Raw genomic sequence first — 25926 nt, forward strand, 5'->3', positions numbered from 1 at the left:
TGTCTTGGGGTTAGTGATCCAGGGCTCGTTTTTGAACAAAAATCTCTTCATTGATCGCCGACGGTTCGGAATCACTGTCACGATTGGTTGTTCTCGCCAGAGGAGTTGGAGGAGTGCTCGTGTCTCCCCGGCTGGCGATTTGAGTGACCTCAACTGTCCACTGGACGTCTTCGTCAGGCACTTTCGTGTCTCGAATTTCAACGATCGCGTGGACGGTTGTTTTTGACTTGGAGTCGGCATTGTCGCTGCTTTTTGCAGCGGAATCCGGATCGATGTTGTTCTGCTTTGAGTTCATCGATCGTGACGCCACGATCGAAAGTGTCGTCAGGGACTTCGAAACATCCCCGGCCTGTGCTGCCTTCGAGACGGGAACGTCTTCGAAAGACTGGGTCTGCTTGGACGATGATTCAGGAGGAGTGGTGACCTGTGACAACACGACGTTTGTCGCACTGCAGAGCAATCCGCCGGAAACGCATACCGCCAAGATGGGTGTGGACTTTTTCATTCATCTCTCCGAGTTGGAATTTTTCTTCCGGCTGCGAAATCACCGTATTTCGTTTCAGTGATTATGCGCAACCCGTTGACCGGCTGCAAATCCCGTCGACGCGGACAGGTAGGCGAATCACCGGCGTTCACTTCCCCATACAGGCAGCCAGCGATGTTGTGACACGACCTCACAGATTTTTTCCAGAATGAATTCGATCCTGCTCGACCGCAACGCTCTCCAACAGACACTGTAGACAACCGAACACTGATTTCGATGGGAGCCGTGCGTTCGAAGTCAGCGAGGTCGCTCTCAGGTCTTGAGTATTTTCACGTCAGCTTCCAGTGAAGACTGAGAACTCTGGAAATCACCGGCGCCGTCGTAATCGGTTCAATCGCGACGGTCGACCTACTTTCTCCAGAATCGCAGCCGTTCAGCGACGAGCGTTGGCGGACTGATGTTGAATGGGTCGAACAACGAAGTGTCAGATTCTTAACACTTCAGATCTTTGTTGTTCACGATGTCGCTCGCCGAAAACAATCCGAATCCTGCCCCACAGTCGCCAGACGGAGCCGCAGAGGGTTCGGAGTCAGGTCACCAACTGCGAAGTGTGCATACCTCTTCCGTTCCGGAAATTCTTCACCGTCTGAAGAGTTCGTTGCTGGTGACCACTTACCAGGCGGGAAAAGTCATCCTGCTTCGCAATCAGAACGGCGTGCTCAACACACACTTTCGAAGCTTCTCGCAACCGATGGGGCTCGCGGTTGACGGAGGCCGTCTGGCGATTGGCTGCTCTTACGATATCTGGGAGTTTCAGAACATCCCGGCAGTCGCTCAAAAAATTGAGCCAGCGGGATCGCACGACTCAGCCTTCTTGCCACGAAATTGTCATGTCACTGGCGATGTGCGGATCCATGAGATGGCGTGGGTTTCTCAGAATCCCAACGAACGTCCCGAACTCTGGTTCGTGAACACGGCCTTTTCCTGCCTGTCGGTTCGGAGTTCGGAGAACAGCTTCGAACCCGTCTGGAAGCCGAAATTCATCTCTCAACTTCAGCCCGGCGATCAATGTCATCTCAACGGATTGGCGGTCCGGGACGGTCGCGTGCGATATGTGACGGCTCTGGGAACAACTGACACAGAAGGCGGTTGGCGAGAGAACAAGCGGGATGGCGGAGTGTTGATTGATGTGGAGAGCAACGAAGTCATCTCGCGAAAGCTCTCCATGCCGCACTCGCCTCGCTGGTATCGAGATCAACTTTGGATTCTGCATTCCGGAACGGGCGGGTTCGGCAGAATCGATCTTCAAACCGGCAAGTACGAAGAAATCACACGGCTGCCGGGCTTCACGCGAGGACTGACCTTTGCGGGCAACCTCGCGTTGATTGGTCTGTCACAGGTTCGCGAGTCCGCAACGTTCAGCGGGATTCCGATCTGTGATGAGCTCACCGAGCGAACGTGTGGTGTGTGGGTGGTTGATATTGAAACGGGTGCGACAGTCGGGTTTGTCCGATTCGAAGATGCTGTGCAGGAGATTTTTGCGGTGGAACTGCTCAGCGGAATGATTCGACCGGACTTGGTTACGGATGACAAGGAGTTGATTTCTCGTTCCTACGTTCTCTCGGATGGTGCGTTGGAACAGGTTTCCCCGGAGTTTCGGCAAGTCGAAGCCCCGGGCTAGCAACAGTTCCATTCCAAGAGTTTTCTCACAAATCATTTTCTCGACTTGGGCGCAGCATTGCCCCGTTGACAAACTTCGGAGCTTCACGATGACCAGTAAATTTCTGAATCGAATTGTTCGTCCATTTGTCCCGACTCAAGGGCCATTGATGCGCGGGGCGCAACGTCGCCGGCAACGTGTCATCGGAAGCACACAGGCTTCCGAAGGACTGGAATCTCGCGTCCTGCTGGCTGGCGTTGTCGTGAGCAACGCGATCGACGTGACGAATGGAGATACGTCATCGATCGCCAATCTGATTGCATCGGACGGAGGAGACGGAATTTCTCTTCGTGAGGCAATCGATGCGGCCAACAACACAGCAGGGGCTGACTCGATTACGTTTGACGCGTCTCTGTCAGGCATGACGATTGGACTTGGTCCATCAGGACAGGGAACGACGCTTCTCATTTCTGACTCTCTCGATATTGATGCATCCGGCCTGGCCAGCCCAGTGACGATCGATGGCGAAGGAGATATCACACCATTCACTATCAATAGTTCAGGGAATGGTGCCATTGTCGTTCTCGAAAGCCTGACAATTACCGATGGCTATGCATCGGTTGGTTCAAATGGCGGAAATATCCATGTCGCAGATTCAACGGATACGCTCTACCTGCGAAACAGCAATGTTAACGAAGGGCTCGCGACTTATGGTGGTGGGTTGAACAACGTGGGAGGAACGGTTTACATCACGGATTCGGTGATTTCCAACAATGATGGAGGTTACCATGGTGCGGGGATTTATAACTCAGGAACTCTCACCGTTCAGAATTCGACTTTCTCCGGAAACGTCTCCGTGAGTTCCGGGGGAGCGATCTTCAACACAGGGAATCTGACCGTTACAGACTCTGTGCTCGACAGTAACACTGTCACGGGCGATGAATACGGCGGCGGTATCTACAATGGAAGTGGAGGCACAGTAGTCATCACGAACTCCACGGTCAGTAACAATGTGGTCGGTGATGAAGGCGGAGGAATCTACAACGTTGGAAGCATGCAGATCCTCAACAGCACAATCAGCGGAAACGTCGGTGAACTAGTCGATGGAGATGCTGGCGGCGGTGGGATCTATAACCGCGGAACCCTCGATATTACCAATACGACAATTAGCGGAAACCAAGCCGGCGGTGGCGGTGGAGGGATCTACAATTCAACTGGGAATCTGACGATCACCAACTCGACGATCTTTGGAAACTCTGCATCACATTCAGGGAATTTCGAAGGTGGCGGTGGCGGAATTCGAAATTCCTTCGGACAGGTCTCAATCTACAATTCCATTGTCATTGGCAACGATGAAATGGCTGCAGACAACCGGGAAGATATTTCAGGATCAGTTGACAGCAGCGGTTTCAATATTTTCGGTGATTTGACGGGATCGACGATCAATGTTGTCGGCGCCGGCACAGACATTACAGGTGTCAACGCGATTGATGTGATTGAGCAGACGCTCGCTGACAATGGCGGTCCAACCCTGACGCACGCACTGGTCGAAGGCAGCCTCGCAATTAACGCCGGAAACAACGGCGATGCAACCGACGCTGGCAACAACCCGCTGACCACCGACCAGCGAGGAATGGGTTTCGATCGTATTCTTGGTAGCGCCGTCGATATCGGGGCTGTTGAATCCGGCGTGATCCCGATGTCATTCGTCGATGCCAACAACGATGGCGTCTTCAATGAGGGGGATGTCCTTCTCGGAGAGGAACTCGCCGACGGCATCTTTGACACTCGACGCACCGAAGGCAACTACACCGAAGTCATCCATGGTGCGGGAGTCGTGATCCAGTCAACGATCGATGCGAGCTTCATTCAGATCAAAGCAGATGGCGACATTATCGTCGAATCCAATTTGATTGCCGACAACGACATCACTCTGAAGTCGAAGCACGGCAGCATCATTGTCGACGATTCAGCTGTCGATTCGATTGACGGAAGCGTCAATTTGCGTGCGAAGGAAGACATCGCAGTGTTCGACGGGATCATCTTCGCAGGTGAAAGCGTCAAGCTGAAAGCGAAACGGGACGTCTATCTCCTGGCTGACGTCATCGGACAGGACATCAAAGTCGACGCGAAGGGTTGGGTTGTCGGATTCGATTCAGTCTTTGATGCCTACAACGGAGACCTCAAAATCTCCGGAACGGAAGGTGTCGAACTCAGTGGAGCTGAGCTGTTTGCCTTCGACAACATCAAAGTGAAATCGAAAGGTCCCGTGATCGCGGAAGATTCATTCTGGAGTGCGATTGAAACGCCAGAGTCCAGTGTCAAAGTCGCTGCGAAAAGCGATGTCGTGCTGGACGGTAGCTGGGTCGAAGCGAGCGAGAAAGTTAGCATCGCTGCGGACGGAGACTTGTTTACTGAAGAGGCCGTTCTGCAAGCTGAAGGTTTCTCATCGACAGTTAAAGTCGCCAGCCGTAACGGAAACGCTTCCGTCTACAACTCAGCAATTCGAGCATCAGAGAAGATCTCGCTGAAAGCCTTCTTCAACTTGGATCTGACTGATGCCAGCATCGGAATCACTGATGGAAGCATCAACGGCCGAATTAGCGTGAAAGCGGGCAACATCGACCTGGACAACGTCGAACTGGTTGCTCCGAACGGAATCTCCGTTCGCGGAAGTATCTTCGGAATTCCCGGTTTCGTCGATGACGACGGAACACTTCCGCTGGTCTAGAGCAAGTCGCTCTTTCCTGTGCACTACCTCGCGCGGTCTCACTTGTTGAAAAGCTGAGCCTGCTCGTGCGAGTCAGTGCGAACTCGAATTGGAAACGCTCTGTTTTCAATCGATCGCCTGAAAACAAAACCCTGTTGGGGAGAATCTCCTTCCCAGCAGGGTTTTCGCGTTTGTCGTTGAGGCATTGACGGATCACACAGCTCGCAAAGCTCAGTCTCCTGAACCGAACAGAATGAAACTTGCCCAGAAGAACGGGTGAGCGCCTCCGTGCTCCTCGCGTCTTTCTTCGATTCGTTGACGCTGCGCGCGACACAGCGCAGTCCGGCGATTTGGAGACTCCAGAAGATGCTGATAGAAAGCGCGCATCAACTCGCGAGTTTCAATATCCGGGACTTTGAATAGAGAAGTCAAAATTGAGTGGGCTCCGGCATTCAAGAACGCACGACGAATCCCGTGCACTCCCTGTCCGGACGAAATGTCACCCAGCCCACTCTCGCACGCACTCAGTACGACGAGTTCAGTGTTGCGGAAATCCATTCTCGCGATTTCCTGAGCCGTCACCCAACCATCTTCCAGCCGATCTTCTTCACCCGGCTGGGAAGTTCGATTTGCCCCTGCGAGAACAATTCCCGAGCGAAGCAGCGGATTCTCCGTGGTCCGGAGTCGGAACAGATTCGAATTGATCGCAGCTGATCGTTGGAATCCACCTCCGAATTCTTCCTTGTCCGCTAATGGAACGTAGAAGCCATGCGTAGCCAGATGCAGAATTCGGGCTGCGTAGGTTGACTTCAGCAATTCTTCGACTGCGTCGTTCCCAAGATAAGTTTTGACCGGACCGAAATCGGTTTCATTCAAAAGGACTTCAACATCGGTGGCTTCCTCCTCAGCCCCAGGAAGTCGCTGCCAACGCAGAGAGCGTAGATCGATTTCGTCGCCGCCCCGCATGGCGAGTAACATTCGCGACTGATCTTCATTGTTGACGCGGGCGATCGACTCCTCGCGCTCAACAAGGTCTGCGTCAAAGTTTGGATTAGAAATGACTACCGTTCCCCTTCCCGGAGCCCCGGTTGACCTCATCAAATCCCGGGCTGAAGAGACATAGCTGATCTCTTTGCTTTCAACGAGATAGCGAGCGTCAGCATCGACAAGTGCCGCGAACGGAACCGTCGAAATCGCAGCGTCCGGGCCAAGAATGAGCGTCTCGGCAGCGTCGATCTGTTCTTGAAACGGTCCCAGAATGCGTTCGTAGAGTTCGAAGGCAACTTCGCGGTATTCCTCTTCCAACTCATCTTCATAAGAAAAACGAATCATTTCCGGCACTTCCTGAGTGATGCGTCGCAAGCCTTCAATCATGGCTTCGATTTCAGTGGCATCGCCCAGGTCTGCGAAGTCAATTTGCAGCTCGTCGGACTGCTTCCGAACGAAGAACGCGACATAGCGATGACTCGCGTCGGTCGAGTCGTGGGGACGAAACTGATCGACTTTCAAAAACTCGAGATACGCCGACTTTTCATCGAGATGCTTTCCAAGTTCCGAAAGGACAGCCGATGGCGATGATGAACTGATTTGCTCACCGCGGAGGCGTTCGCTCAAATCGCTTTGAGCTTCGGCGATCGCTTTCAAGCGATTCTCTCTTTCGAGCGAGAGTTCCTCTTCCGAGAGGGTCGAGTTTTGTTTGAGTGCGAGGTCAACAAGTTCCTGATTCAGCAATCGAATCTGTTCAATCAACGCAAGCGTTCGCGTATCGAAAGATCGTGAGTGCTGGAGCGACTTCGTCCGACAACTTAGATCGAGCGCCAGTCCCTTCCGCTGAACAGTCCATTGAAAAGCGTCTCGAATCACTTCTGAGGTCGACTCGTCGCTAACCAGTGAGACCAGCAGATCAAGTGGTCGCTCTTCCTGATTCAGGAGATTGAGCAATCCTGAGTCGCTGAGAAGTCCGCCGATTTTGGAGAGTTCCTGCTGTTCAATCTGCAAACACTGCTGAGCATTCAAGCGGGCACCGTCGGTGTTGCCGAGTAATTTCTCCACCACGGCAATTTGAAATCGAGTCTCCGCGACGGTCTTCGACTGAGAGCCGAACAGGCGTTCCTGAAGCTTCAGCGCCGCTGTCAAATTTTCGCGTGCTTCAGAGATGTTCCCCAATTTTCGTTGGACGGTACCCAACGTTGAGTAGAGAATCTGCTGTAGGACGGACGTCGATTCATCGACAACCAGTCCCTCTTTCGCTCGCTGCAGAACTTGCTCAGCTTCGTCGAGTTGATTCCAACTTGAAAGGGCTGTGCCGAGGTGAATGAGCAATTGTTGAAACTCGGCCGTTTGATCAAGTCCGGCAGCTTCGTATTCAGAAATTGCAGAATTGAAACGCTCCTGGGCTTCCTCCGAGCGAGCTGAATTCGATGCTGTTGAGACTGCGAGAACGACTTTATTTCTGAGCAAATTTCGATCATGCGGAGGAAGGATTCGGCTCATCACTTCATGTGAGCGAAGGATCTGAGAATGTCCGAGATCGGGTTGACCGATGCCGTAATAGATCTCTCCAGTGAGTTGAAGAGCGTTTGCATACTCCAGGTTCTCATCGCCCCAGAGACGTCGGAACCCTTCGCTCGAGGCCCGTGCAAGCGGGAGCGCGGACCCAAAATCTTCGATCGCTGAGTAAAGCTTCGCGAGTTCGAATCGTGCAGAAAAAGTCAGAAAGCTTCCGTCGCCCATTTCTTCTTCAGCGATTTTCACGGCCTGTTCCGCGAGCACACGCGACTCTCGATAACTTCCCAGAACACGCAAAAGTCGTGCTCGTTGAATCAGGAGTGGAATCATTTCTGTGTGCTGAAACCCAAACTGCTTCGCAGCACAGGCGACAGCAAGTGAGCTCATTTCGAGGCTTTTGTCGAAGACTTCCTGCGTTTCGAAGTAGTCCGCCATTTCGCTGGCATATGCCAACAGAGGTAAACTCATCGGACCCAGAATTGTGTTGATGTCTTGAATGAGTTGCGGAGATCGCTCGACCAGCTGAGAGTCAATGTGCCCCGCGTCCTCATCTTCAAGTGCTTCAGTATCTGCGATCAACTGGTTGTAGGTCTGCAGGGACTTTTCATCCAAAGCAGCGATGCGTCGCGCCAACCCAAGTTCTACTTGAAGTTGCTCAATGATGTTTGGCCAGTCGCCGTAAAGCACAGCTTCAGAATCCGCTGCAAACTCACGGACCGCAACCACACGGTCCCACGCGCCGATTGATTCGTAATATTCGCGAAGTCGCAACAGATTTGTGTCGAAATAGCCCCACTCAATGCGATCGATCTTGTCGAGATCATCAATCTCCTGGAACAACTCGAATGCCTGATCCAGAAACTTCAGTGCTGCTTCGGAATCATCTAAGAGGATGGCGACCTGGCCTTTGACGAGCAAAAGCTTGGAAGAGATAAGAACGTCAGAACTGAAGTGTTCGCCAACAATTTGCGAAACGTGATTCAGAACTCGTTGTGCCTCTTCATCTCGATCTTGCTTCGCGTAGACAACAGTCAGAATGTAGTTCGCGCTCCGAATCGTTTCGTCGGTGGTGTCCTTTGGGTACCGGGCAATCAATTTGTTGAGGACAGTTTCAGCTTTGGGATATTCTCCCGTCACTTCGTAGCTGTTGGCGGCGTTATACAAACACCATTCGTAGGTGCTGGTGTAGTCATTCAGTGACTTCCCGTAGCGATTCGCCAGTGGATTCCAGAAGCCGTTCTCGAACAAGTCAATCGCTTCGCTGTAGTATGCGACCGCATCTCGGCTCCGACCCTGATCCGCAGAAACGTTCCCGAGATAATTCAAGACGATCGCGAGGTCATAGTTGATGTTGTCGTTCGAATTGTTTCGAAGAAGGTCGGCCGCCTCCGCCAGTCGATGTCGGGCTTCGTAAGGATCGTCGAGGTTGTAGAAGTAAGCTCCCAGCGATGCGACGGCGACGCAATGCGCGTAGCTGCCTCGCCCCGGTCGCAATTCCCAAAGGTGAATTGCCTGTTCAAGAGTGGAGATCGCGTCCTCTGATAGTTGTTCCGCCTGAACGCATCCCATTTTTGTGAGCGTGTCCACGTACTGATCCGATTGCTCGCCCAAAGACGATTTGAACCCGTCAGCAGCTTGCTGCATCAGATCCATCATCATGGGGTCTGCAGAGTCCATTCTCGCTGCGAATTCAGAGCAGACCGAAGCGTATTCCCAGTGGTCTTTCCCGACGAGTTTGCCAAAGTCACCCAGAAAGAACGTGATCTGATGGCGAAGCTGTTCGTGATCCTGAGTTGCGAGAATCTGTGGGTCCAGCAGGCGAAGTAAAAGATCGAACCGAGCCCGCAGCGTCTCAAGGCCGTCTTGACCGAAAAGACTTGAAGCCAGATCGAGTCGTTTTCTCGCGAGTGCCAAAGCCTCAGTTGCCTTTCCTGCCTGGCTCAGCGTCTGGATTTCTCCGACGAGGTTCTGGAGCTGATGGTAATTCTCCCATTGTTCACTACTCCAGGACTTCGCATCTGCAGTCACAATCGGGTCGATCCTGAGATCAGTGGCGCGAAAATTCTCCTTTCCCCATTGATCATCCACAATTTGGCTGGCTTCCTCGATCAGTTGCTCAGAGATCAGCCAATTCTGACTCTCCCATTCCGTCCTGGCGACGGTATGAAGCCCGTACACCAGATTGTCAGCGATCGGTCGAATCCTATCCGAGGGAACCCCCTCTCGTGACCCAATCGCGTATGCCTCTCGAAGCGGCGGGAGTGACTCCTGGTTTTCTCCCTGCATCAACAGGATGGCTCCGCGTATCGCCAAGCTGCTGAGATACTCGATTGTGAAGAGCTTGTCTGCTTCTCGGAACTGCTCAATCGCCGAGTTGGCAGCCACGAGCCCTTGTTCCAGGTCGCCGGTTGTGATCGCATATTCCGCGAGCAGATTGAGAATGATTCCGTGATTCGGATGTTCTGGATGCTCGACCTGCTGCAAGTCAATTCGCAGCTTCGCCAATTGCGTTCCGACGGTCTCGGTCTGCCCCAGTCTGAGCTGAGTCGACTGAATCGAAGTCATCGCCATAATTGACAGCGGATGACGCTCGCCGAAACTCTCCTGAGTGATTTTCGCAATGTTCTCAGCAGCCTCAAGAGCATTAGCCGGATCTTCCGCACTCACAGCCTGCTGCAACTGTCGCTGCCAGGCAAAGTACTCCTGCCGCCGATTCAACGGCATTTCCAACATCGCTTTCAGAAAAGCTTCTTGCTGCTGGGCGGCTGAGATCCGCCAGTGATTTTCAGGGTACGTCGATTTCAAAACCCGAACGACATTTGTCGAATAACGCTCTGCATCTTCATCGCGACCAAGTTCGAGTGCGTACGTGCAGAGAGCAGTGCTGCGTGTTGCCAGACGGAGATCGTCAGGCGGGAAGAGTTGTTGTTCGATCTCAAGAATGCGTTCGCCAGATGCGAGTGCTTCTGCGACTTCTCCGTTTTCCCAGAGGGCAGTGATCGATTGATTTCTCGAGATCCGTTCGTGTTCGAGAGTGGTTCGGGCTGCCTTCGATTCAGACGATTCCTCGTTCTGTGCGAATGCTTCTGGAAGGAAACTGACATTGAAGAAGAGTCCGATCAAAACAGCGAACCACCATGAACAGCCTCGCGAATTCAGGCAATCAGAAGTCATCTCAGTGCACACCATGTTCAAGGGGAGGCGGCTGAAAAGCGGAAGTGTTTAGCATCAGCGTTCTTTTTGAGCAGGAAGTATTCTACGGCAGTTGGAAACGAGATCAAAACGCGAGACCAGCCGGAGTTCGAGTAAAGTGACGGAATTCGAGGCGGAAAACTTTCGGGTATGACTGTTCACAGACCTCGATTAACATGCCGTTCCACTCGAAACCGCCAAGAGTGCAATCCCTCAATTGGAATGAATTCCGAGCGGGTTCAGCCTGGATGAGAAGACTTAGGAGTCAGTCAGTGATCGTTTCACACAAGCATCGATACATCTTCATCAAGACCAACAAGACCGCAGGCACATCGGTCGAGATCGCTTTGTCAAAGTTCTGTGGACCGGATGACATCATCACACCCATTTCTCCGGTCGACGAACAGAAGCGGACGGCGCTCGGCTATCGCGGGCCGCAAAATTATCAAGCACCCATCTCTCAATACGGAGTGAAGGATGCCTTGAAATTGATGACCAAAGGTAAGCAGAAGGCGAAGTTCTACAATCACATGTCGGCCCGTGAAGTGATCGATTTCGTCGGGCAAGACGTCTGGGATGACTACTTCACATTCTGTTTCGAACGAAACCCTTGGGATCGGATCGTTTCTCTCTATTACTGGCGCAACAAGACCGAGCCACGTCCGACGATCTCGGAGTTCATTGAATCTCCTGATCCGCAAATGCTCAAAAATCGAGGCATCAATCTCTACACCATCGACGGCAAAGTGGTGGTCGATCGTGTCTGCAAGTTTGAAAATCTGGCCGACGAAATGGAAGAAATTCGCAAGCAGGTTGGCATCCCGGAGCCTCTCGAACTTCCCAATGCCAAATCAGGTCACCGCAAAGATAAGCGAAGCTATCGCGAAATCCTGAGTGAGGACGATCGGAATCGAGTCGCCGATTTGTTCAGCGACGAAATCGAGCGAGTCGGCTACACTTGGGAATGAGTCCTTCGTATCAGCGAAGGTGGATTCATCTGGGCGATTCCAACAGCTGTAAAGCGAAAGCTGCAGGGAAGAAAAGAGAGTCACCCGCCATTCATGGGAGCACGCTCGCCAGTGGGGATCGGCAAACGTCGGGAAATAAAACGAGCCTCGACCCCGGCGGGCTGACCGGGGGAGGCTCTAATCCAGTGAGGCGGGCCAGCACTCACTGGCGTACCCTAATGGTCTGCGACAGACCTCGATAAGTCAATAAACAAAAGCATTTTCAGTGAAAAATCTAGGAGTCGAGAAGAGAATTTTTCCGAGCGTATTGATTCAAGTCATGGCACCCATTGTGTCGTTGGTGTTAGCGCGTACAGTAGGTGCGGCTACCGAGAGGGCCAATCTGAAGAATTCCATTCAAAACGGTCAAAACCACAGCGATTGACGGCAAAATGTGCCTTCGAGAAATTTCGAAGTCAGAGTCTGATTCGGGCTCTTGGGTGTTCCAATATTTTCAGAATTTCAACGACGATTCGAGACCGCAGTGAGCAACTTGAACGAAGAACTCGTTTTCGCTGTCGTAAACGCCAGTTTCGTCAAATGAAACATCGCTCATCCCAAAGCGAACATGAGTTCGTTGAACAGGCTTTGTGAACAAAAACAGCCCGACAGATCGAAATGGTCTGTCGGGCTGTTTCATTGAATTCTGAGATCTAAGCGAGCAGCTTTAGGCGGGAACCAAAGCGACTTCGTTTTCGTTGACCTTTGGATCTCGCCAGTTGAAGCTGCGAGCGATCGCATCTTTGGCCATTAGCGTCAACATGTCGCGGTCCACATGTGGGCAAAGGTTTTGCGGAACAGCTGCCTGAGTGTTGGTCGAATCGAATTCTGGATCGTCTTTCCAATACGATTCGTAAACTTCCATGTGCTTGAAGAAGACCTTCTCCATTTCCGTTGGTTCAGAAGTGCGGTTCTCGTCTGTTTCGAGTCCCAGCCCGTAGAGGCCGATGACTTCTTCGATGACGTCCCGAATCAGGCGTGATGGAACTGGGAGCCGCGGTGTCAGATGGTAGGTTTTGCCATGCAACGCTTTGTCGGTGACGATGGATGTCATCACTTCGGAAACCCAGTCCACGGGGACCAGATTCTTGCGTTCAGTACCGGAGGATTTGACGTTGATGTTGCTGGCGTCCACTTTTCCGGAGAAGTGGGTTTCGTGCATGCTGCGTGCAATCGTGTAAGCGAGTTGCACCATCGCGTAGAAGTTGTGGTAGGTAAATGTCAGACCTGTCTGTGAGTCGCCGACGATGATCGCGGGACGGAAGACGGTGAGGTCGTCGATGAAGTTGGCTTCACGCACCATCTTTTCGGCCATGACTTTGCTCTCCTCATAAGGATTCGCAAATTCTTGCCCGACATCGAGATCAGATTCCATGATTCGCCCGTCTCGAAGCCCAGCGACGTACGCGGTTGAGACGTGGAAGAACTCTCTGATCCCTGCTTGCTGGCAGAAGTCCAGGACTGTCGCAGTGCCGTCAACGTTTGATCGCCACGGTTCGCTGTCTCGCCCGGTGCTGACGAACGAGAGGCTGGCCGCATTGTGAATCATCGATGAGCAGTTTTCACTCGCCCACTTGATCTCCGGATTCGACAGGCCAAGGTCCGGAGAGTTGATATCACCCTTGAGCACGACAGGTCGTGGCAGTTCTTCACCGAGAATGTTGTCCCACACTCGCATCGCTGCTTCGACGCGTGCTTCAGGGCTGGTTCGGCGACTGGGACGAGCGAGAACGGCCAGCTTGACACCGTTCTTCAACAAATCTTTCATCAAATATCGACCAAGCAGACCGGTGGCGCCTGTCAACAAAACGTGGTCCATACTCAAGACTTCCTGTAAAGAGGAGTGGGAGTCGATGCAGCTGCTTCGCTGACTTTTTGCAAAAATCACATTCAGAGATTCTGCGAGAGACTACTCAGGCCCTCAGCAAGACTCAACTGAATTCATGATTCGGGAAGCCGAAACGTGAAGATTTGCGTGCGGGGCGTCTCGTCGTAACTACTTGGGTATTCTAAACGATCGTGTCGACCTGAGGGGCGTGAGCTGATGATTTTGTGTCATTCAGCACCGAATCGGTCAATTTTCCTCAAGTTTGGGGCAGGCTCTTTCAAAGTCTGGGAAATTGACGTGTTCGTAGTGTTCTGGATTCTTAACGTCTTTGATAGTAATTATTTGCGTTACGCTTCCTGTCTTGTTGCTGGCTCACGCATCGGGAGTTGAAGGCATCAGTCGATCAGTTTGGCTGAAAAGAATTTCTTTGAAAGAATTCATGAAGGTCGGGAAGTTTGTTCCGACAGTAGCAGACAATTTGGCTTGTGCCTGCTTTGTGATCGTTGTGAATGTTTGTTCAGTGTGTCAAGACTTTACGGACGGTGCGCGATTCGGCTATTCTTTCACGCCAGATACAACTTCTTGTCAGATGAGTCTATTGCTCAATCTGAGAGAGTTTGACCCGAGCTGAAGCGGGATTGTCGGTGCTCAGTCACTGACGGCGGTTGAAGCGAAACCGGGTCGACGATTTGCGTTCGTCATGAGTCATGCTTTTCCTGTCAGCGACTCTGTGTGAGTCCCTCGCAGTTCGAAGATCGCATCATTCGGCGAACGTCCGAAGAAATACACGATTTACCTACGAATCAAGAACACATTGATCAGCGATGTGCCCTCTGAGTCGCATTTGAAAAGTCGTTTTGTCGACAAGCTTCAAATTGCGTCGAAGTGATGGCGCTCGTTGTGAAAATCGAATTGTTGACGACAGCGTTTGCACACAGTTTCTACTACTTAAATTTCACCAAGGTTTGCACAGAGTGTATTCCAGCTCTTGTTTCCGAGACGTCATGCAGGTTCACCGGACAGTCCGGACAGGTGTCAGCCAACAGAGTTCGCTGATTTCTTTAGCGAATGTCAGACGGATCACGTTTCAAGATTTGACGATCAAATCCGGTTCGATGTTGAGGCAAGAGTTCAAGGCGTCAAGTATGTTGCAGGGCGGTTTTTCAGTCCCCGCGTGTGAAGAATTCGCGGATTCGAGAGAAATTCAGGCGAGAAAGCCGCAGGAGTCAGTTCTGGTTCGGGGTCGAACCAGACACGAAAAGGATCACCGCTTCAGAAAGGTGAGTTCAAATGGATTTGAGGCCAATCGAGTCAGTCGGGACGATTGCCAATTCGTTGGCAATTAGCCAGGCGAGACTCCAATTGAGTCTCGAGTGATTCCACAACACATCGACATCAATGGGATGCACCCTGTTCGTCGCCGCAGACGAAGAGGGTTTCATGAAAAAGGAAATGTTGATCAATGTTCTCCAGCCAGAGGAGAGCAGAATTGCCATCGTCGAAGATGGCACACTCGAAGAATTGTACGTCGAGCGCACAAGCATCGAGCAGTACACCGGCAATATCTACAAAGGCCGGGTCGTTAATATCGAACCCAGCATTCAGGCTGTCTTTGTCGACTTTGGGGTCGGGCGAAACGGGTTTCTGCACGTCAGCGACGTGGAGTATCAGTACTACAAACACCTGCTTTCCGATCGCGAACGCAACGACGCCGAGCGGAATCGAAATTCGAAGTTCAACGAACGAACTTCTCGAAACAAGCCGCCAATTCAGGACATCTTCCAACGAGGAAGTGAAGTCCTGGTGCAGGTGATCAAAGAAGGGATCGGGAACAAAGGACCGACCCTCTCTACTTATATCAGCATTCCGGGACGCTACTTGGTTCTGATGCCGGGGCTGAATCGCCTTGGGGTGAGTCGCAAGATCGCAGACGAAGACCTGCGCCGCGACCTGCGGAAGATTCTCCGCAATCTCGATCCTCCTGAAGGGCTCGGTTTCATCATCCGTACCGCAGGAGCAGATCGGACTGAGAAAGATCTTCAGCGGGACATGAACTACTTGCTCCGCTTGTGGAAGACGATCGTTCGGCGAATCAAAAAACTGCCCGCCCCTGTCGATATCTACGAAGAGAGCGACATCGTTCTGCGAACAATTCGGGATATCTATTCGAGCGGCATTGATTCGATCTGGATCGATGAAGAAGAGACCTACAAGCGTGCTCGCGAATTCATGAAAGCGGTCATGCCCAAGAACGCTGACTCGATCAAGCTGTTCGAAGGGAAGGAACCGATCTTCCACACCTACAAGATCGAAGACGAGATCGACCGGATCCAAAGTCGGCACGTTCCGCTTCCTGGCGGAGCGTCGCTTGTCATTGATCAGACGGAAGCCCTCGTGGCGATCGACGTCAACAGCGGAAGCTATCGGGCTGATGACGACGCAGAGAAGAGTGCCTATCAGGTCAATCTTCGCGCAGCTGAAGAGATTGCGCGGCAGATTCGCCTGCGTGACCTCGGCGGTGTCATTGTCAACGACTTCATCGATATGCGAGACGAACGGCATCGACGCGGCGTGGAGCGAAAGCTTCGCGACTGTGTTGCCAGAGACCGGGCGCGAACGAAAGTGCTGCGCATCAGCCCGTTCGGCTTGATCGAGATGACCCGACAGCGAATTCGACCATCGCTTCGCCGAAGCATCTATGAAGACTGCCCATGCTGTAACGGGACCGGACAGGTCAAGACAGCTGAGAGTATGGCCATTGAAGTCATGCGTGCTTTGATGACTGCTTCAGCACATCCTGATGTCAGCACCGTCAAGGTGGAACTGCATCAGCAAGTTGCTGATTACCTGATTAACAATAAGCGTCGTGAGATGCTGGAACTTGAGGAAGAATATTCCGTCAAAGTCCACTTCCAGACCGCCGCGAACGTGGGGCCAGCTCATCTGAATGTTCGCTGTCTGAACGACAACGGTTCCCCTGTGAAAGTGGCCGAAGTTCGAAACTGACGGCGTTCGCCTGCGATCATCCCCCCGAATGAGAGTCCGACTTGACTCTCAAATCGGGTGGGGCGTAACCTCGCTGTTGTGCAGGGCGCAGCGAGGTGGGCAATTGAACGACAACCTTGGTGAACGCATTAAGCGGACTGTCAGGCGGCAGTCCTCGTGCGATGAAGTTCGCAATCTCAAGTCGAGACGCAAACGGGCAGGATTCAACCTGGTTGAATTGATGGTCGTGCTTGCGGTTGTCGGTATTCTTGTCGCTTTAATTCTGCCTGCTGTTCAGTCATCCCGTGAAACAGCCCGGCGGTTGCAGTGCCAGTCTCATCTCAAACAGATTGGTCTGGCCGTCCATCAGTACGAGGCTTCGCATCGAGTCTTCCCTGCGGGCTGGGGCTGGAATGGGTATCTCTATCGGCTGCTTCCCTATGTGGAAGCGGGCACGACTTATCAACTGATCACAACAGCGATCGAGGCGGACCGGCTCGATGATGAGGCGGCGGTCTTGCTGGCTCGTCGTCCGACGATATTTGCTTGTCCTTCATCGTCGACTCCACGGGACATGAAACACGTTTCAAATTACGCAGGCAATGTGGGGTACGGGAAACGACACGAGTTTGACGAGCAGGGCGAACTTCGGAATGTTTCCTACAACGGAATCTTTTCCTCGCTTGATCGAATCGATTGGGACGGACCGATTGGCGGAGTCGTGACAACGGCAATGGTTCGAGACGGCCTGTCGAATACAGCGGCCATCTCCGAGATCGCAACGGAAGGTTCCTCCAGCCCGTATCGACTTACCTACATCATCGGTGATCATCTCGGGATGGTGAATCAAATGGACCGGGCTGCCGAAGAATGTGGAAGTCTGCGTCCTGGGATGGAGGATCATGGAAATCGGGGGGATCATTGGTTGTTGGGTGCGGAACTTTCCACGCTTTACAATCACGTCGCCACACCCAATCAGAATTCCTGTAAGCTGGGAAGCTGTGTTCCGTGTATGGTTTCTTCAGCTGCCAGTGAACATTCCGGCGGAGTGAATCTCACATTTGCGGATGGGCACGTGGTCTTCCTTACGGAGTCGGTCGATCGAGATGTCTGGCGAGCGATCGGCACACGAAACGGAAACGAAGTCGTCACAATGCCGTCGTTTTGAACTGTGGAATTACCGTCGCGCAGGCAATCGCGAGGTCGCCTGCTGATGGCACGAGGCGAAGTTGCGATGGCTCAATCGTCAGGTTTCGGGTCTTAAGAGAAGAATGTGATGATCAACGACAAGTCCTGGTTCGCGGTTCTGTTTCTATGCATGAGTTTTGGTTGTTCGCAGCAACCGGATAACCCACCACTGGTGCACGTTCCTGCAGCTCAGGTGACCGTTGGAGAAGTCGAGCTCTCATTGTTTCCGTTGGGGCACGAACGGTATGCACCGGTCGAAAAGATCTCCTACGGAGTGCCGTGGTACGTGTGCGGAACTGTCAAAGGTCCGGACGATCTGCTGGGAGCGATGATTGTCGTCGATGCCAAAGTTTTCGTTCAAAAGATCAAGAAAACAGCAATCTTCGCCACTGAAGTTGTGACGCTAACCGCGAATCCAGACGGAGGGTTTCAGTTCTCTGCGGAGATGAAACCGATTCCCACGGAGGTCCCGAGTCCGGTGGAGGTCACTGCGAAATACGACGTCGACCAGACAGAAGAAGACATTTCCAGTCAGACAATTTCCGTGATCGTCGAATAAGGCGGTTCAGCGTAACGTGTCGGGAAAGGGGACCGTTCTCTTTCCCGGCTTCTTGTTCTTGATCCGGAACAACAAATCAAATCATGAAGTCGGTCTTCTGGCCGAGGATGCGGTCGACGAGGTCTTGAGGCAGGTCGATGGCTTCGGATTCGCCGTCGCTCATGTCGGTCGGATTGATTCCGCAATACGCTGCGGCGGTGCCGAGATGTCGCCAGCGGCCAGCACGCTTGGGTTCGTGCGGCAGAACAGGGGTTGTGCAGCGGTTGCACCCGATGGTGGTGTAACCCTGATCGTGAAGCGGATTGATGATCACATCCTGCTCTTCAAGATAGGCGGCCATCTGCTCGTCGGTGAAATTGGCCATGGGGTTGATGCGAACAGTGTTCATCTCGACATCAACAGCCAACAGCGGACAGACTCCACGACGTCCTCCGTCGGCTCGACGCAAGCTTCCGATCAAAGCGTCGTAGTCCCCTTTGGTTTTCAAGAGGGGCTCGACTTTCCGCATGTGGCAGCACTCTTCCTGTCCCTCGACGGACATGTAAAGAACTCCCATTTTCTTGGTCTGTTCTTCCATGGTCAGTTCCGGGTGGAGTGTGCGGACAGTAAGTCCGTAGTCCCGGGAAATTCGATCGCGTGTGTCGAGTGTCTCTTGGAACATGACACCGGTGTCAACGAAGAGAACGGGAATGTCCAATTCGAGGCGAGAGATCATGTGACACATGACGCTACCGGATTTTTGCATCGCTGAGATGGCAGCGACGCGTTCTCCGAAAATTTCTTTCGCCCAGCGAAGCATCTCGTCCGGAGTCCGTTCTTCGAAGTTCTTACTGAGGCGATTGAGTTGCGTTTGTGTGAGACGAGCCATTTGCTTTCCATTTCTCGCAACGGGTCGACAGCCTGAATTGCTGAGGATGGGATCAGTTTTGAGAAGTCAGTTGTTGTGTTGTGTGGCGGACAGTCACTGCCCTGAGAACGTCGGAATCGTCAGTTGGGAGGACAGATTGACCGTGAGGCCGCGTTCAAAATCGCAGCCACTCATCATTGAAGACACGGTTTCGTCCGCCGGGGTTCTGAGTCAAGACGTGGAAGTGTAGCAGTGTAGGAGTCGAATCATCAAATCGAATTCGCGGCGGTCGTTCGAGTTTGCTTTGCGAGTTGCTACACTGATCAACGTTAGCTTGTGTGTTCCCGTTTCCTGAAAGATAAGAGTTGATTGCAATGACAAACAGGCTGTTGATCCTGCTCCTCGCTGTCACGTTTCCTGGAGTCCTGGCAGCTGCGGAGCCACTGAAAGGGCTGCTGATTACGGGGGGATGTTGCCATGACTATGAGAATCAGAAGAGGATCATCACCGAAGGAATCAGTCAGCGAGCCAACATCGTTTGGGACGTCGTTCACGAAGGAGGCACGACACGTGACCACAAAGTTTCCGTTTACTCCGATCCCGACTGGGCGAAGAAATATGATCTCATCGTTCACAATGAGTGTTTCGGCGGTGTGACGGACCCGGAGTTTGTCAGCTCGATTGCGAATGCTCACTTCGATGGAGTACCCGCGATCTTTATCCATTGTGCTCTTCACAGCTACCGAAATTCAGGAGCTGCCGATGCGTGGCGAGAACTGATTGGAGTGACTTCCAAGAGTCATGAAGGCAAACGGGCCTTGAACGTGGTTCGCGTGGACGATCACCCCGTCATGACCGGTTTTCCGGAGGAATGGAAAACTCCCAACGGCGAGCTCTACAAGATCGAGCAGGTCTGGACGAACTGCACTCCTCTCGCTCTAGCGTTTGGTGAGGATACGCAGAAAGATCATCCTGTGATCTGGGTCAACAAATTTGGTAAAGCGAACGTGTTCGGAACTTCGTTGGGACATCACAACGAAACCATGAACAACGACATTTGGCTCGATCTGGTGGCTCGTGGGGCATTGTTTGTCACTGGAAAGCTGACTGAAGACGGTCAACCTCAAGCTGGCTATGAAGGAACAGGCGTGAAACCGATTGAAATCGGAAATCTCGAGCCGGTCCAGGATCCACTGTTTTCATCGGAAGTGACCACTGTGTCGGCAAATACCCGCTCGAATTCGCCTGAGTGAGCGATTTTGTTCTTCATCCCTGAGAATCCGTCAATCCTCAGGGATGGCACTGTTGTCGACCTCTTGTTTCTCACTTAACTTGGACTGTCGATGTGGGGTGCTTCTGTGAAAGGTGCGCGCCCACATCCGTCAAAGCTGGCGAAGAAAACCAGTGCAAGCGGTGTCAGAGTGAAACAACTGACACTTTAAAGTTGAGAGCAATTTCGAGGGAAATCGATGGCGACTGTTGAAGAGATCAAAAATCTCGTCCAAGAAATCAAGGTCCCTGCGTTCGACAAGACGTTGTCGAACGCCAAGATGTTGAAGAACGTTTCCGCTGAAGGAAACCGGACTGTCGTTGACATCGAGTTCCCCACAACCGCTTTTCCCCGGCCCGAACAGTTGGAAGAGTCGATTCGAAAGGAAGTTCAAAGTCGCTTCCCCGAGATTGAAGCTGTCGACGTTCGTTCGAAATTTACCGTGAAGGGGAAAGACTCGGGAGCAAAGGTCGGGCTGACTGTTCGCAATGTGATTGCGGTTGGTAGCGGAAAAGGGGGCGTTGGAAAATCAACCGTGGCAGCTTCACTGGCTTATGGCCTGAAGCAGTCCGGAGCAACTGTCGGACTGATGGATGCCGATGTTTACGGTCCGAGTATTCCGCATTTGCTCGGGGCAACCGGACAGCCTGCGATGAAGCAAATCGAGGCACCTGACGGACGGACGATCGAACGAATTGTCCCGATCGAAGTCGACGGCATTAAACTGATGTCGATGGGTTTCATGGTCGGCGAAGATCAGGCGATTGTCTGGCGAGGGCCGATGCTGCACAAAGCTTTGTCCCAGTTCCTGCAGCAAACGGAATGGGGAGCGTTGGACTATTTGATTGTCGACATGCCTCCCGGGACCGGAGACGTTGCGCTGACACTCTCGCAAATGGTTTCTCTGGCGGGGGCTGTCGTGGTCTGTACTCCGCAGAAAGTCGCATTACTGGATGCCGGTAAGGCGATTTCCATGTTCAAGACCGTGAAAATCCCGGTTCTTGGGATGGTTGAGAACATGACCGGAGAAATCTTCGGGCAGGGTGGAGCCAAAGCCAAAGCTGAGGAGATGGGAGTTCCATTCCTCGGCGAAATCCCTTCGGACCCCATCATTCGAATTCGAGGCGATGAAGGGAAAATCTCGCAGCTTGTGCAGGAAGAGAATCCAGTTCAGGATGCGATCATGAATGTCAGTTCCAACACAGCGATGGAAGTGGTGCGACAGCTCTTGGCCAATCCATCGATGCCGACACTTGAGATTCTTTAGGCAAAGCTGGACTGTCAACTCGCCGGGCAACATTCATCTGAAAACGAAAAACGATCCGCGACCAAGTTGGTGCGGATCGTTTTTTCTTAACTAGTCTCAAGATTGAGTGAGTTCGGCTTGGAAAGACGAACGTGACTCTTCGATCAGTTGCCTTCGTATTCGGCCAGGTATCCCTGGAATTCGCGCCGGTGTTGCTCTTCGTCTCCGAGAGCTGCGATGCAGAGGTCTTGTGTCACGTAGTCGACACCGTCACACAGCTTGATCAGCTTATTGTATTGCTCGATCGCCCCGTTTTCGGCTTCGATAACGCCTTTGATGACTGCTACGACGTCGGTCAGTTTCTGAGGTGGCTGTAGTGATTTCTGCGAAGCCTGAAATTCCATGCTGCCTGGGACGACACCGCTCAGGGTTTTGATTCGCTGAGCCAGAGTTTGAGCGTGGGTCAGCTCTTCCTGCACGTCATTGGCCAACGACTTCTTGATTTCTTCAGCGCGAACCCCGTCCAGATTGATTGAGTTGGACAGGTAGTTCATGACGGTTTCGATCTCCATCCAATAGGAGACTTTCAATTCCTCAACGATTTGAGCAAGTTTTTCGTCAGCCACGTTTTCAACTCCGATATCAAGTGTTCTGGAAGTAGTTCGTAGGTTGATTCACACGTCTTTCGTATTGTGATTGTACGAAATTGTAGACGTCGCGACGTTTTCGTCAGCCGGAAATCTCGACAGATTCAACATCGTCGATACTCACCGGGCCGACCGTTTTGCCGTCGTCGTTGATCAGAAAGAGAAGCCCCGCCTGAGAAGTTCGGGCGTCCGGGTAACCGGTGATCTGTGTCCCGTTTTTCCGGACGATCGTGACTTGGTGGGTCTCGTTGAGTTTGCCGACGTTCGGGTCGCACAGCTCAGGAAAGCGGTTCCAGGCCCATGCCCAGAGAGTCATTTCTGGATCAGGTTGGCCCGCCAAATCGATCCATTCCTGTTCGGCGAGGAGTAGATCTTTCCGTTCCGCTGTCCGGCACCAGGGAATAAGAGTCTCGTGAATCCATTTTCTGCGGGATTCGACAAGGTCGTGAAAGTTTTTCATGACAGCAAGCTCTAAGGTCCGCAACGATTATCGAACTGAATGCGGTTTGAACCGATCGAAGTAGTGAAAACTCGGCGACCCTCATTTGAACGCGGTTCCTTCCGTCGGTACAGTGAACAACTCATTCTTTCCTGTTGGATCGGGGAATTTCCGGTCCGCAGCCATTTCATTGCACTTTGTATTGATTTTCTCCCGATCTTCAGGACTCCACAAACATGTTCGCCTTTCCTCAACTCCTCGCGCAGGCCGGTGAAGGAGCAGTGACGCTGCCCTATCTTCCGGTGACAGTGGGATGGTGCATCTTTTTGATTCTGTTGCTCGTGTTCAACTACACGACGCGGGCCGGAACAATTGCTCGGGCCACAACCAAAGAAGCGATTCGACAGCCAATTTTCCTGCTGGTGACTGGGCTGGGCGTTCTGGTGATGATCGCCAACTACTACGTGCCGTTCTTCTCGATGGGGGACGACACCAAGATGTACATCGATTGCGGTCTGGCGATGACGCTGATTTGCGCGCTTCTCATGTCCGTCTGGACAGCGAGTATCAGCGTCGCTGAGGAAATTGAAGGCAAAACAGCGATGACGCTGCTTTCCAAGCCGATCAATCGCCGCCAGTTCGTCTTCGGGAAATACGTGGGGATCACACAGTCGTCGCTGTTGCTGATCTTCATTCTCGGGATCGTTTTCTTCTCGCTGACTTACTTCAAATTCGGGTACGACCAGAAAGAGTCTGGTGAGACTCAGGCTGCATTGTTCTACTTCCGCGATGTCGGGCTTCCGTTCCAGATTCCGTATCTCGTGAGAGAACGATTCAATATGGCACGATCGATCCTGCCGGGATTGACCCTGATCTCGATGGAAGTCGCCGTGATGACTGCGGTGAGTGTTGCCATTTCGACACGCATGCCGATGCTCGTGAACATCTCAACATGCTTCTCCATTTTTGTGATCGGCCATCTGACTCCCGTGTTGGTTTTGTCGGATGCGAACGTGTTCGTGCGTTTTGTGGCGAGAGTTCTGGCCACGTTCCTCCCGACACTGGAACACTTCAATATGCAGGCGGCCATTTCGACAGGGAAAATAATTCCAACTGATTACGTGGCCATGGCGGGCCTATACTGTATGGCGTACGTCGGCGCGATGATCATGGTCGCGTTTTTGATGTTCGAGGATCGAGATTTGGCGTAGGGAGGCCGGAGTTGCAATTTCACAGTGACAACTGAAGCGGCTGATTACTCGAAGGGACGAAATCGCTGATCGGACGAGATGAAATCGGCGTCGATATCGTTGACGCTTCACTCTCTATGAATCCCGATCAGCTTGAGGTTTCGTCGTCGGAGTCAGTCGAATTCGAGGCAAAACGTGCAATCCAACCAAGAACTGGCTTTGGCTCGATTGATTCCTCGTCGATCGTGGACTGACTCAAATGGGCTTGGATTGATCTTATGGACTGCACTCTACTGCCTCGGAGTTGTAGTCGCTTTGATTGTGCTCACGCTGTGGTGTGACGTTCTGATCGTCAACACTCAAGTTTCTCCTCAGCATGTCGTGGAGTCGGTCCAGGCAGGCGGGGAAGTTGTGATCGAGGACCAGGGGCTGCTTCGTCAAGTTGAGCGGTTCGGTCATCTGACCGCCTGGAGTTGGCTCGACAATCTCTGCGAGCAGTTTTCATCGCTGCGAACAAATCGTTCGGCACTCGTGCTACTGACGGTTCTGCTCGTCGTGCTCTGCGTCTTTCTGATGTTTGCCCGGGGGAGAGCTCGAGCACATTCGATGGAGGCTGCCCGGCAGGTTGCTACCTGGCTGCGGACATCCATTCACCGCCAGACACTTCGTCTCGGGCCGAGCGATTTGACCGGTCAGCGGTATCAGGCAGCCTTTCGATTATTTACGAGCGATGTCGACGACATCCGGGATTCGTTGACCACTTATCGTCGGCGTGTCGTCCGGGGATGGATGTTGATTCCGACCCTTATGCTCGTCATGTTCTCGATCGACTGGCGGCTGGCGCTGCAATGTCTCTTGCCAACAGCCTTCTGTTGGATCGTGTATCGTTTCGAAAGAAAACGTGGGGCTGCTCAACGGCAACTTGCGGAAGCTCATGCAGAAACCGAATCACGGTTTCTTGCTGACGGTCTGAAACAAACACGACTTGTCCGTGGCTATCATATGGAGACCTTCGAGCAGTCTCTGTTCGAAAGTCATCTCGGACGTCTCTCGACGGAGTCTCGCACCGGCGATCGTCTGGAGTCAGGTGCTCTCAGACTCGCACGTTTTGTGGTGGTGGCGTCGATCGGAATTGTCTTTCTACTGATCTCGATGAGAGTTCTCTCGGTTTCCAATCCACTTCCGCTGTCTTCGGGAATTGTCCTCGCAGTCGCCTTGGCGATGTTGTACCGCGAAGCAAGTGCAGTCGAAGAAGCGGTCTCGGAGCGACAGCAGTTGCATGTGAAAGCGGATCAAATCTACCGCTATCTGGATGAAATCCCCGAAGTGGGGCAGGCAGTTGGAGCCAAGTTCATTCAGCCGGTGGCGAAATCCATCATCTACGAAGCGGTTCACTATTCTCATCAGGGGCATGAGATTCTGCGCGGCGTCGACCTGAGAATTGAGTCAGGGACGCAAGTTGCCATCGTATCCATGGACCCGCTTGTTCCGCGAGCGGCTGCGTACTTACTTCCGCGATTCATCGAACCGTCGAAAGGGCGAGTGCTATTCGACGGAGAAGATATCGCCTGGGGGACTCTGGAGAGTCTTCGGGCAGAGACCCTTTACGTCGGCGGAGATGACCCGGTTTTAACGGGGACCGTTCTCGAGAATCTGATCTGTGGCGACAATCGTTACACGATGCAGGATGCCATTGAAGCAGCGAAGACAGTCCACGCGAACAAGTTTCTCTCCGGCCTTCCTCTCGGTTACGAAACTGTGCTGGGAGAACACGGTGAGACGGTTGCCACGGGTGAGAAGTTTCAGATCGGACTTGCTCGTGCCGTCCTGCGTGACCCGGCCGTTTTGATCATTCAGGAGCCGGATGAGATTCTGGGCGAAGACCTCAGAGCTGCCATTGATGATGCCTACCAACGGCTCTCTAAAGGGAGAACTCTGATCTTCCTGCCGACTCGGTTGTCGACGATTCGACGTGCCGACAAAGTCGTTCTACTTCATGAGGGACGAGTCGAAGCATTCGGAAGTCACAACGATCTGCGAAAAGCTTCCGAGCTGTACCGGCACTGGGACTACATCAACTTCAACGCTTATAGTCGGGAATCACGACGACTGCATTCTGGCGGGTGACTTCGCGTCAAAGCGAATGATCATCCAGTGGAATGAGTC

The 25926-nt window shown here is 52.6% G+C and carries 16 protein-coding genes; 10 read left to right on the forward strand and 6 right to left on the reverse strand.

Annotated features, from left to right (window positions below):
- Positions 1-10: 10 nt before the first annotated feature.
- On the reverse strand, positions 11-505 hold the full coding sequence (locus AB1L42_RS09685; protein WP_367053820.1) for a hypothetical protein: 495 nt from the start codon (positions 503-505) through the stop codon (positions 11-13).
- A gap of 499 nt (positions 506-1004) precedes the next feature.
- Here AB1L42_RS09685 and AB1L42_RS09690 point away from each other — a divergent pair, with 499 nt between their 5' ends.
- Positions 1005-2165 carry a TIGR03032 family protein gene (locus AB1L42_RS09690; protein WP_367053823.1) on the forward strand — a complete coding sequence of 387 codons (1161 nt, stop codon included), beginning with the start codon at positions 1005-1007 and terminating at the stop codon, positions 2163-2165.
- 88 nt (positions 2166-2253) lie between these two features.
- Positions 2254-4875 carry a right-handed parallel beta-helix repeat-containing protein gene (locus AB1L42_RS09695; protein ID WP_367053826.1) on the forward strand — a complete coding sequence of 874 codons (2622 nt, stop codon included), beginning with the start codon at positions 2254-2256 and terminating at the stop codon, positions 4873-4875.
- Between the two features lie 210 nt (positions 4876-5085).
- Here the strand turns inward: AB1L42_RS09695 and AB1L42_RS09700 are convergent, their stop codons facing one another.
- Entirely contained in the window at positions 5086-10536 is a 5451-nt protein-coding gene (locus AB1L42_RS09700; protein ID WP_367053829.1) for a CHAT domain-containing tetratricopeptide repeat protein, read from the reverse strand.
- Between the two features lie 290 nt (positions 10537-10826).
- Between AB1L42_RS09700 and AB1L42_RS09705 the strand changes: the two genes are divergently transcribed.
- Positions 10827-11522: a sulfotransferase family 2 domain-containing protein gene (locus tag AB1L42_RS09705; protein ID WP_367053835.1), complete on the forward strand. Its 696-nt coding sequence runs from the start codon at positions 10827-10829 to the stop codon at positions 11520-11522.
- Between the two features lie 706 nt (positions 11523-12228).
- Here the strand turns inward: AB1L42_RS09705 and AB1L42_RS09710 are convergent.
- Positions 12229-13380, reverse strand: coding sequence for an SDR family oxidoreductase (locus AB1L42_RS09710; protein WP_367053842.1), 1152 nt, complete (start codon positions 13378-13380; stop codon positions 12229-12231).
- 1449 nt (positions 13381-14829) lie between these two features.
- Between AB1L42_RS09710 and AB1L42_RS09715 the strand changes: the two genes are divergently transcribed.
- The 3 genes from AB1L42_RS09715 (at position 14830) to AB1L42_RS09725 (ending at position 18121) form a co-directional block, all read left to right on the forward strand.
- A complete protein-coding gene (locus AB1L42_RS09715) occupies positions 14830-16395 on the forward strand; it encodes an Rne/Rng family ribonuclease (RefSeq protein WP_367053849.1) in 1566 nt (521 codons plus the stop codon).
- Positions 16396-16498: 103 nt separating this feature from the next.
- Positions 16499-17542, forward strand: coding sequence for a DUF1559 domain-containing protein (locus AB1L42_RS09720; protein WP_367053854.1), 1044 nt, complete (start codon positions 16499-16501; stop codon positions 17540-17542).
- A 108-nt stretch (positions 17543-17650) separates the two neighbouring features.
- On the forward strand, positions 17651-18121 hold the full coding sequence (locus AB1L42_RS09725) for a hypothetical protein (protein ID WP_367053860.1): 471 nt from the start codon (positions 17651-17653) through the stop codon (positions 18119-18121).
- Positions 18122-18197: 76 nt separating this feature from the next.
- Here the strand turns inward: AB1L42_RS09725 and AB1L42_RS09730 are convergent, their stop codons facing one another.
- Positions 18198-18989 (reverse strand): phosphoadenylyl-sulfate reductase, encoded by a 792-nt coding sequence (locus AB1L42_RS09730; protein ID WP_367053863.1) that lies wholly within the window; start codon positions 18987-18989, stop codon positions 18198-18200.
- A gap of 353 nt (positions 18990-19342) precedes the next feature.
- On the opposite strand from AB1L42_RS09730, the gene AB1L42_RS09735 reads away from it, so the two are divergent.
- Together AB1L42_RS09735 and AB1L42_RS09740 are read left to right on the forward strand one after the other, a co-directional pair.
- On the forward strand, positions 19343-20221 hold the full coding sequence (locus AB1L42_RS09735; protein WP_367053866.1) for a ThuA domain-containing protein: 879 nt from the start codon (positions 19343-19345) through the stop codon (positions 20219-20221).
- Between the two features lie 216 nt (positions 20222-20437).
- A complete protein-coding gene (locus AB1L42_RS09740; RefSeq protein ID WP_367053869.1) occupies positions 20438-21505 on the forward strand; it encodes an Mrp/NBP35 family ATP-binding protein in 1068 nt (355 codons plus the stop codon).
- A 143-nt stretch (positions 21506-21648) separates the two neighbouring features.
- Here the strand turns inward: AB1L42_RS09740 and AB1L42_RS09745 are convergent, their stop codons facing one another.
- A complete protein-coding gene (locus AB1L42_RS09745) occupies positions 21649-22110 on the reverse strand; it encodes a ferritin-like domain-containing protein (protein ID WP_367053874.1) in 462 nt (153 codons plus the stop codon).
- A gap of 103 nt (positions 22111-22213) precedes the next feature.
- Entirely contained in the window at positions 22214-22591 is a 378-nt protein-coding gene (locus AB1L42_RS09750; RefSeq protein ID WP_367053877.1) for a hypothetical protein, read from the reverse strand.
- Positions 22592-22806: 215 nt separating this feature from the next.
- On the opposite strand from AB1L42_RS09750, the gene AB1L42_RS09755 reads away from it, so the two are divergent.
- Positions 22807-23781 (forward strand): ABC transporter permease, encoded by a 975-nt coding sequence (locus AB1L42_RS09755; protein WP_367053880.1) that lies wholly within the window; start codon positions 22807-22809, stop codon positions 23779-23781.
- Positions 23782-23955: 174 nt separating this feature from the next.
- Positions 23956-25887 carry an ABC transporter ATP-binding protein gene (locus tag AB1L42_RS09760; protein ID WP_367053883.1) on the forward strand — a complete coding sequence of 644 codons (1932 nt, stop codon included), beginning with the start codon at positions 23956-23958 and terminating at the stop codon, positions 25885-25887.
- Positions 25888-25926: the final 39 nt, after the last annotated feature.

It is taken from the genome of Thalassoglobus sp. JC818, assembly GCF_040717535.1.
GTDB lineage: Bacteria > Planctomycetota > Planctomycetia > Planctomycetales > Planctomycetaceae > Thalassoglobus.

What these genes read in the sequence shown, in the direction of transcription:
- AB1L42_RS09750 (WP_367053877.1), bottom strand. Translation starts at nt 22,591, where the DNA reads ATGAAAAACTTTCACGACCTTGTCGAATCCCGCAGAAAATGGATTCAC.
- AB1L42_RS09700 (WP_367053829.1), bottom strand. Translation starts at nt 10,536, where the DNA reads ATGACTTCTGATTGCCTGAATTCGCGAGGCTGTTCATGGTGGTTCGCT.
- AB1L42_RS09755 (WP_367053880.1), top strand. Translation starts at nt 22,807, where the DNA reads ATGTTCGCCTTTCCTCAACTCCTCGCGCAGGCCGGTGAAGGAGCAGTG.
- AB1L42_RS09725 (WP_367053860.1), top strand. Translation starts at nt 17,651, where the DNA reads ATGATCAACGACAAGTCCTGGTTCGCGGTTCTGTTTCTATGCATGAGT.
- AB1L42_RS09690 (WP_367053823.1), top strand. Translation starts at nt 1,005, where the DNA reads ATGTCGCTCGCCGAAAACAATCCGAATCCTGCCCCACAGTCGCCAGAC.
- AB1L42_RS09710 (WP_367053842.1), bottom strand. Translation starts at nt 13,380, where the DNA reads ATGGACCACGTTTTGTTGACAGGCGCCACCGGTCTGCTTGGTCGATAT.
- AB1L42_RS09715 (WP_367053849.1), top strand. Translation starts at nt 14,830, where the DNA reads ATGAAAAAGGAAATGTTGATCAATGTTCTCCAGCCAGAGGAGAGCAGA.
- AB1L42_RS09685 (WP_367053820.1), bottom strand. Translation starts at nt 505, where the DNA reads ATGAAAAAGTCCACACCCATCTTGGCGGTATGCGTTTCCGGCGGATTG.
- AB1L42_RS09730 (WP_367053863.1), bottom strand. Translation starts at nt 18,989, where the DNA reads ATGGCTCGTCTCACACAAACGCAACTCAATCGCCTCAGTAAGAACTTC.
- AB1L42_RS09740 (WP_367053869.1), top strand. Translation starts at nt 20,438, where the DNA reads ATGGCGACTGTTGAAGAGATCAAAAATCTCGTCCAAGAAATCAAGGTC.
- AB1L42_RS09735 (WP_367053866.1), top strand. Translation starts at nt 19,343, where the DNA reads ATGACAAACAGGCTGTTGATCCTGCTCCTCGCTGTCACGTTTCCTGGA.
- AB1L42_RS09695 (WP_367053826.1), top strand. Translation starts at nt 2,254, where the DNA reads ATGACCAGTAAATTTCTGAATCGAATTGTTCGTCCATTTGTCCCGACT.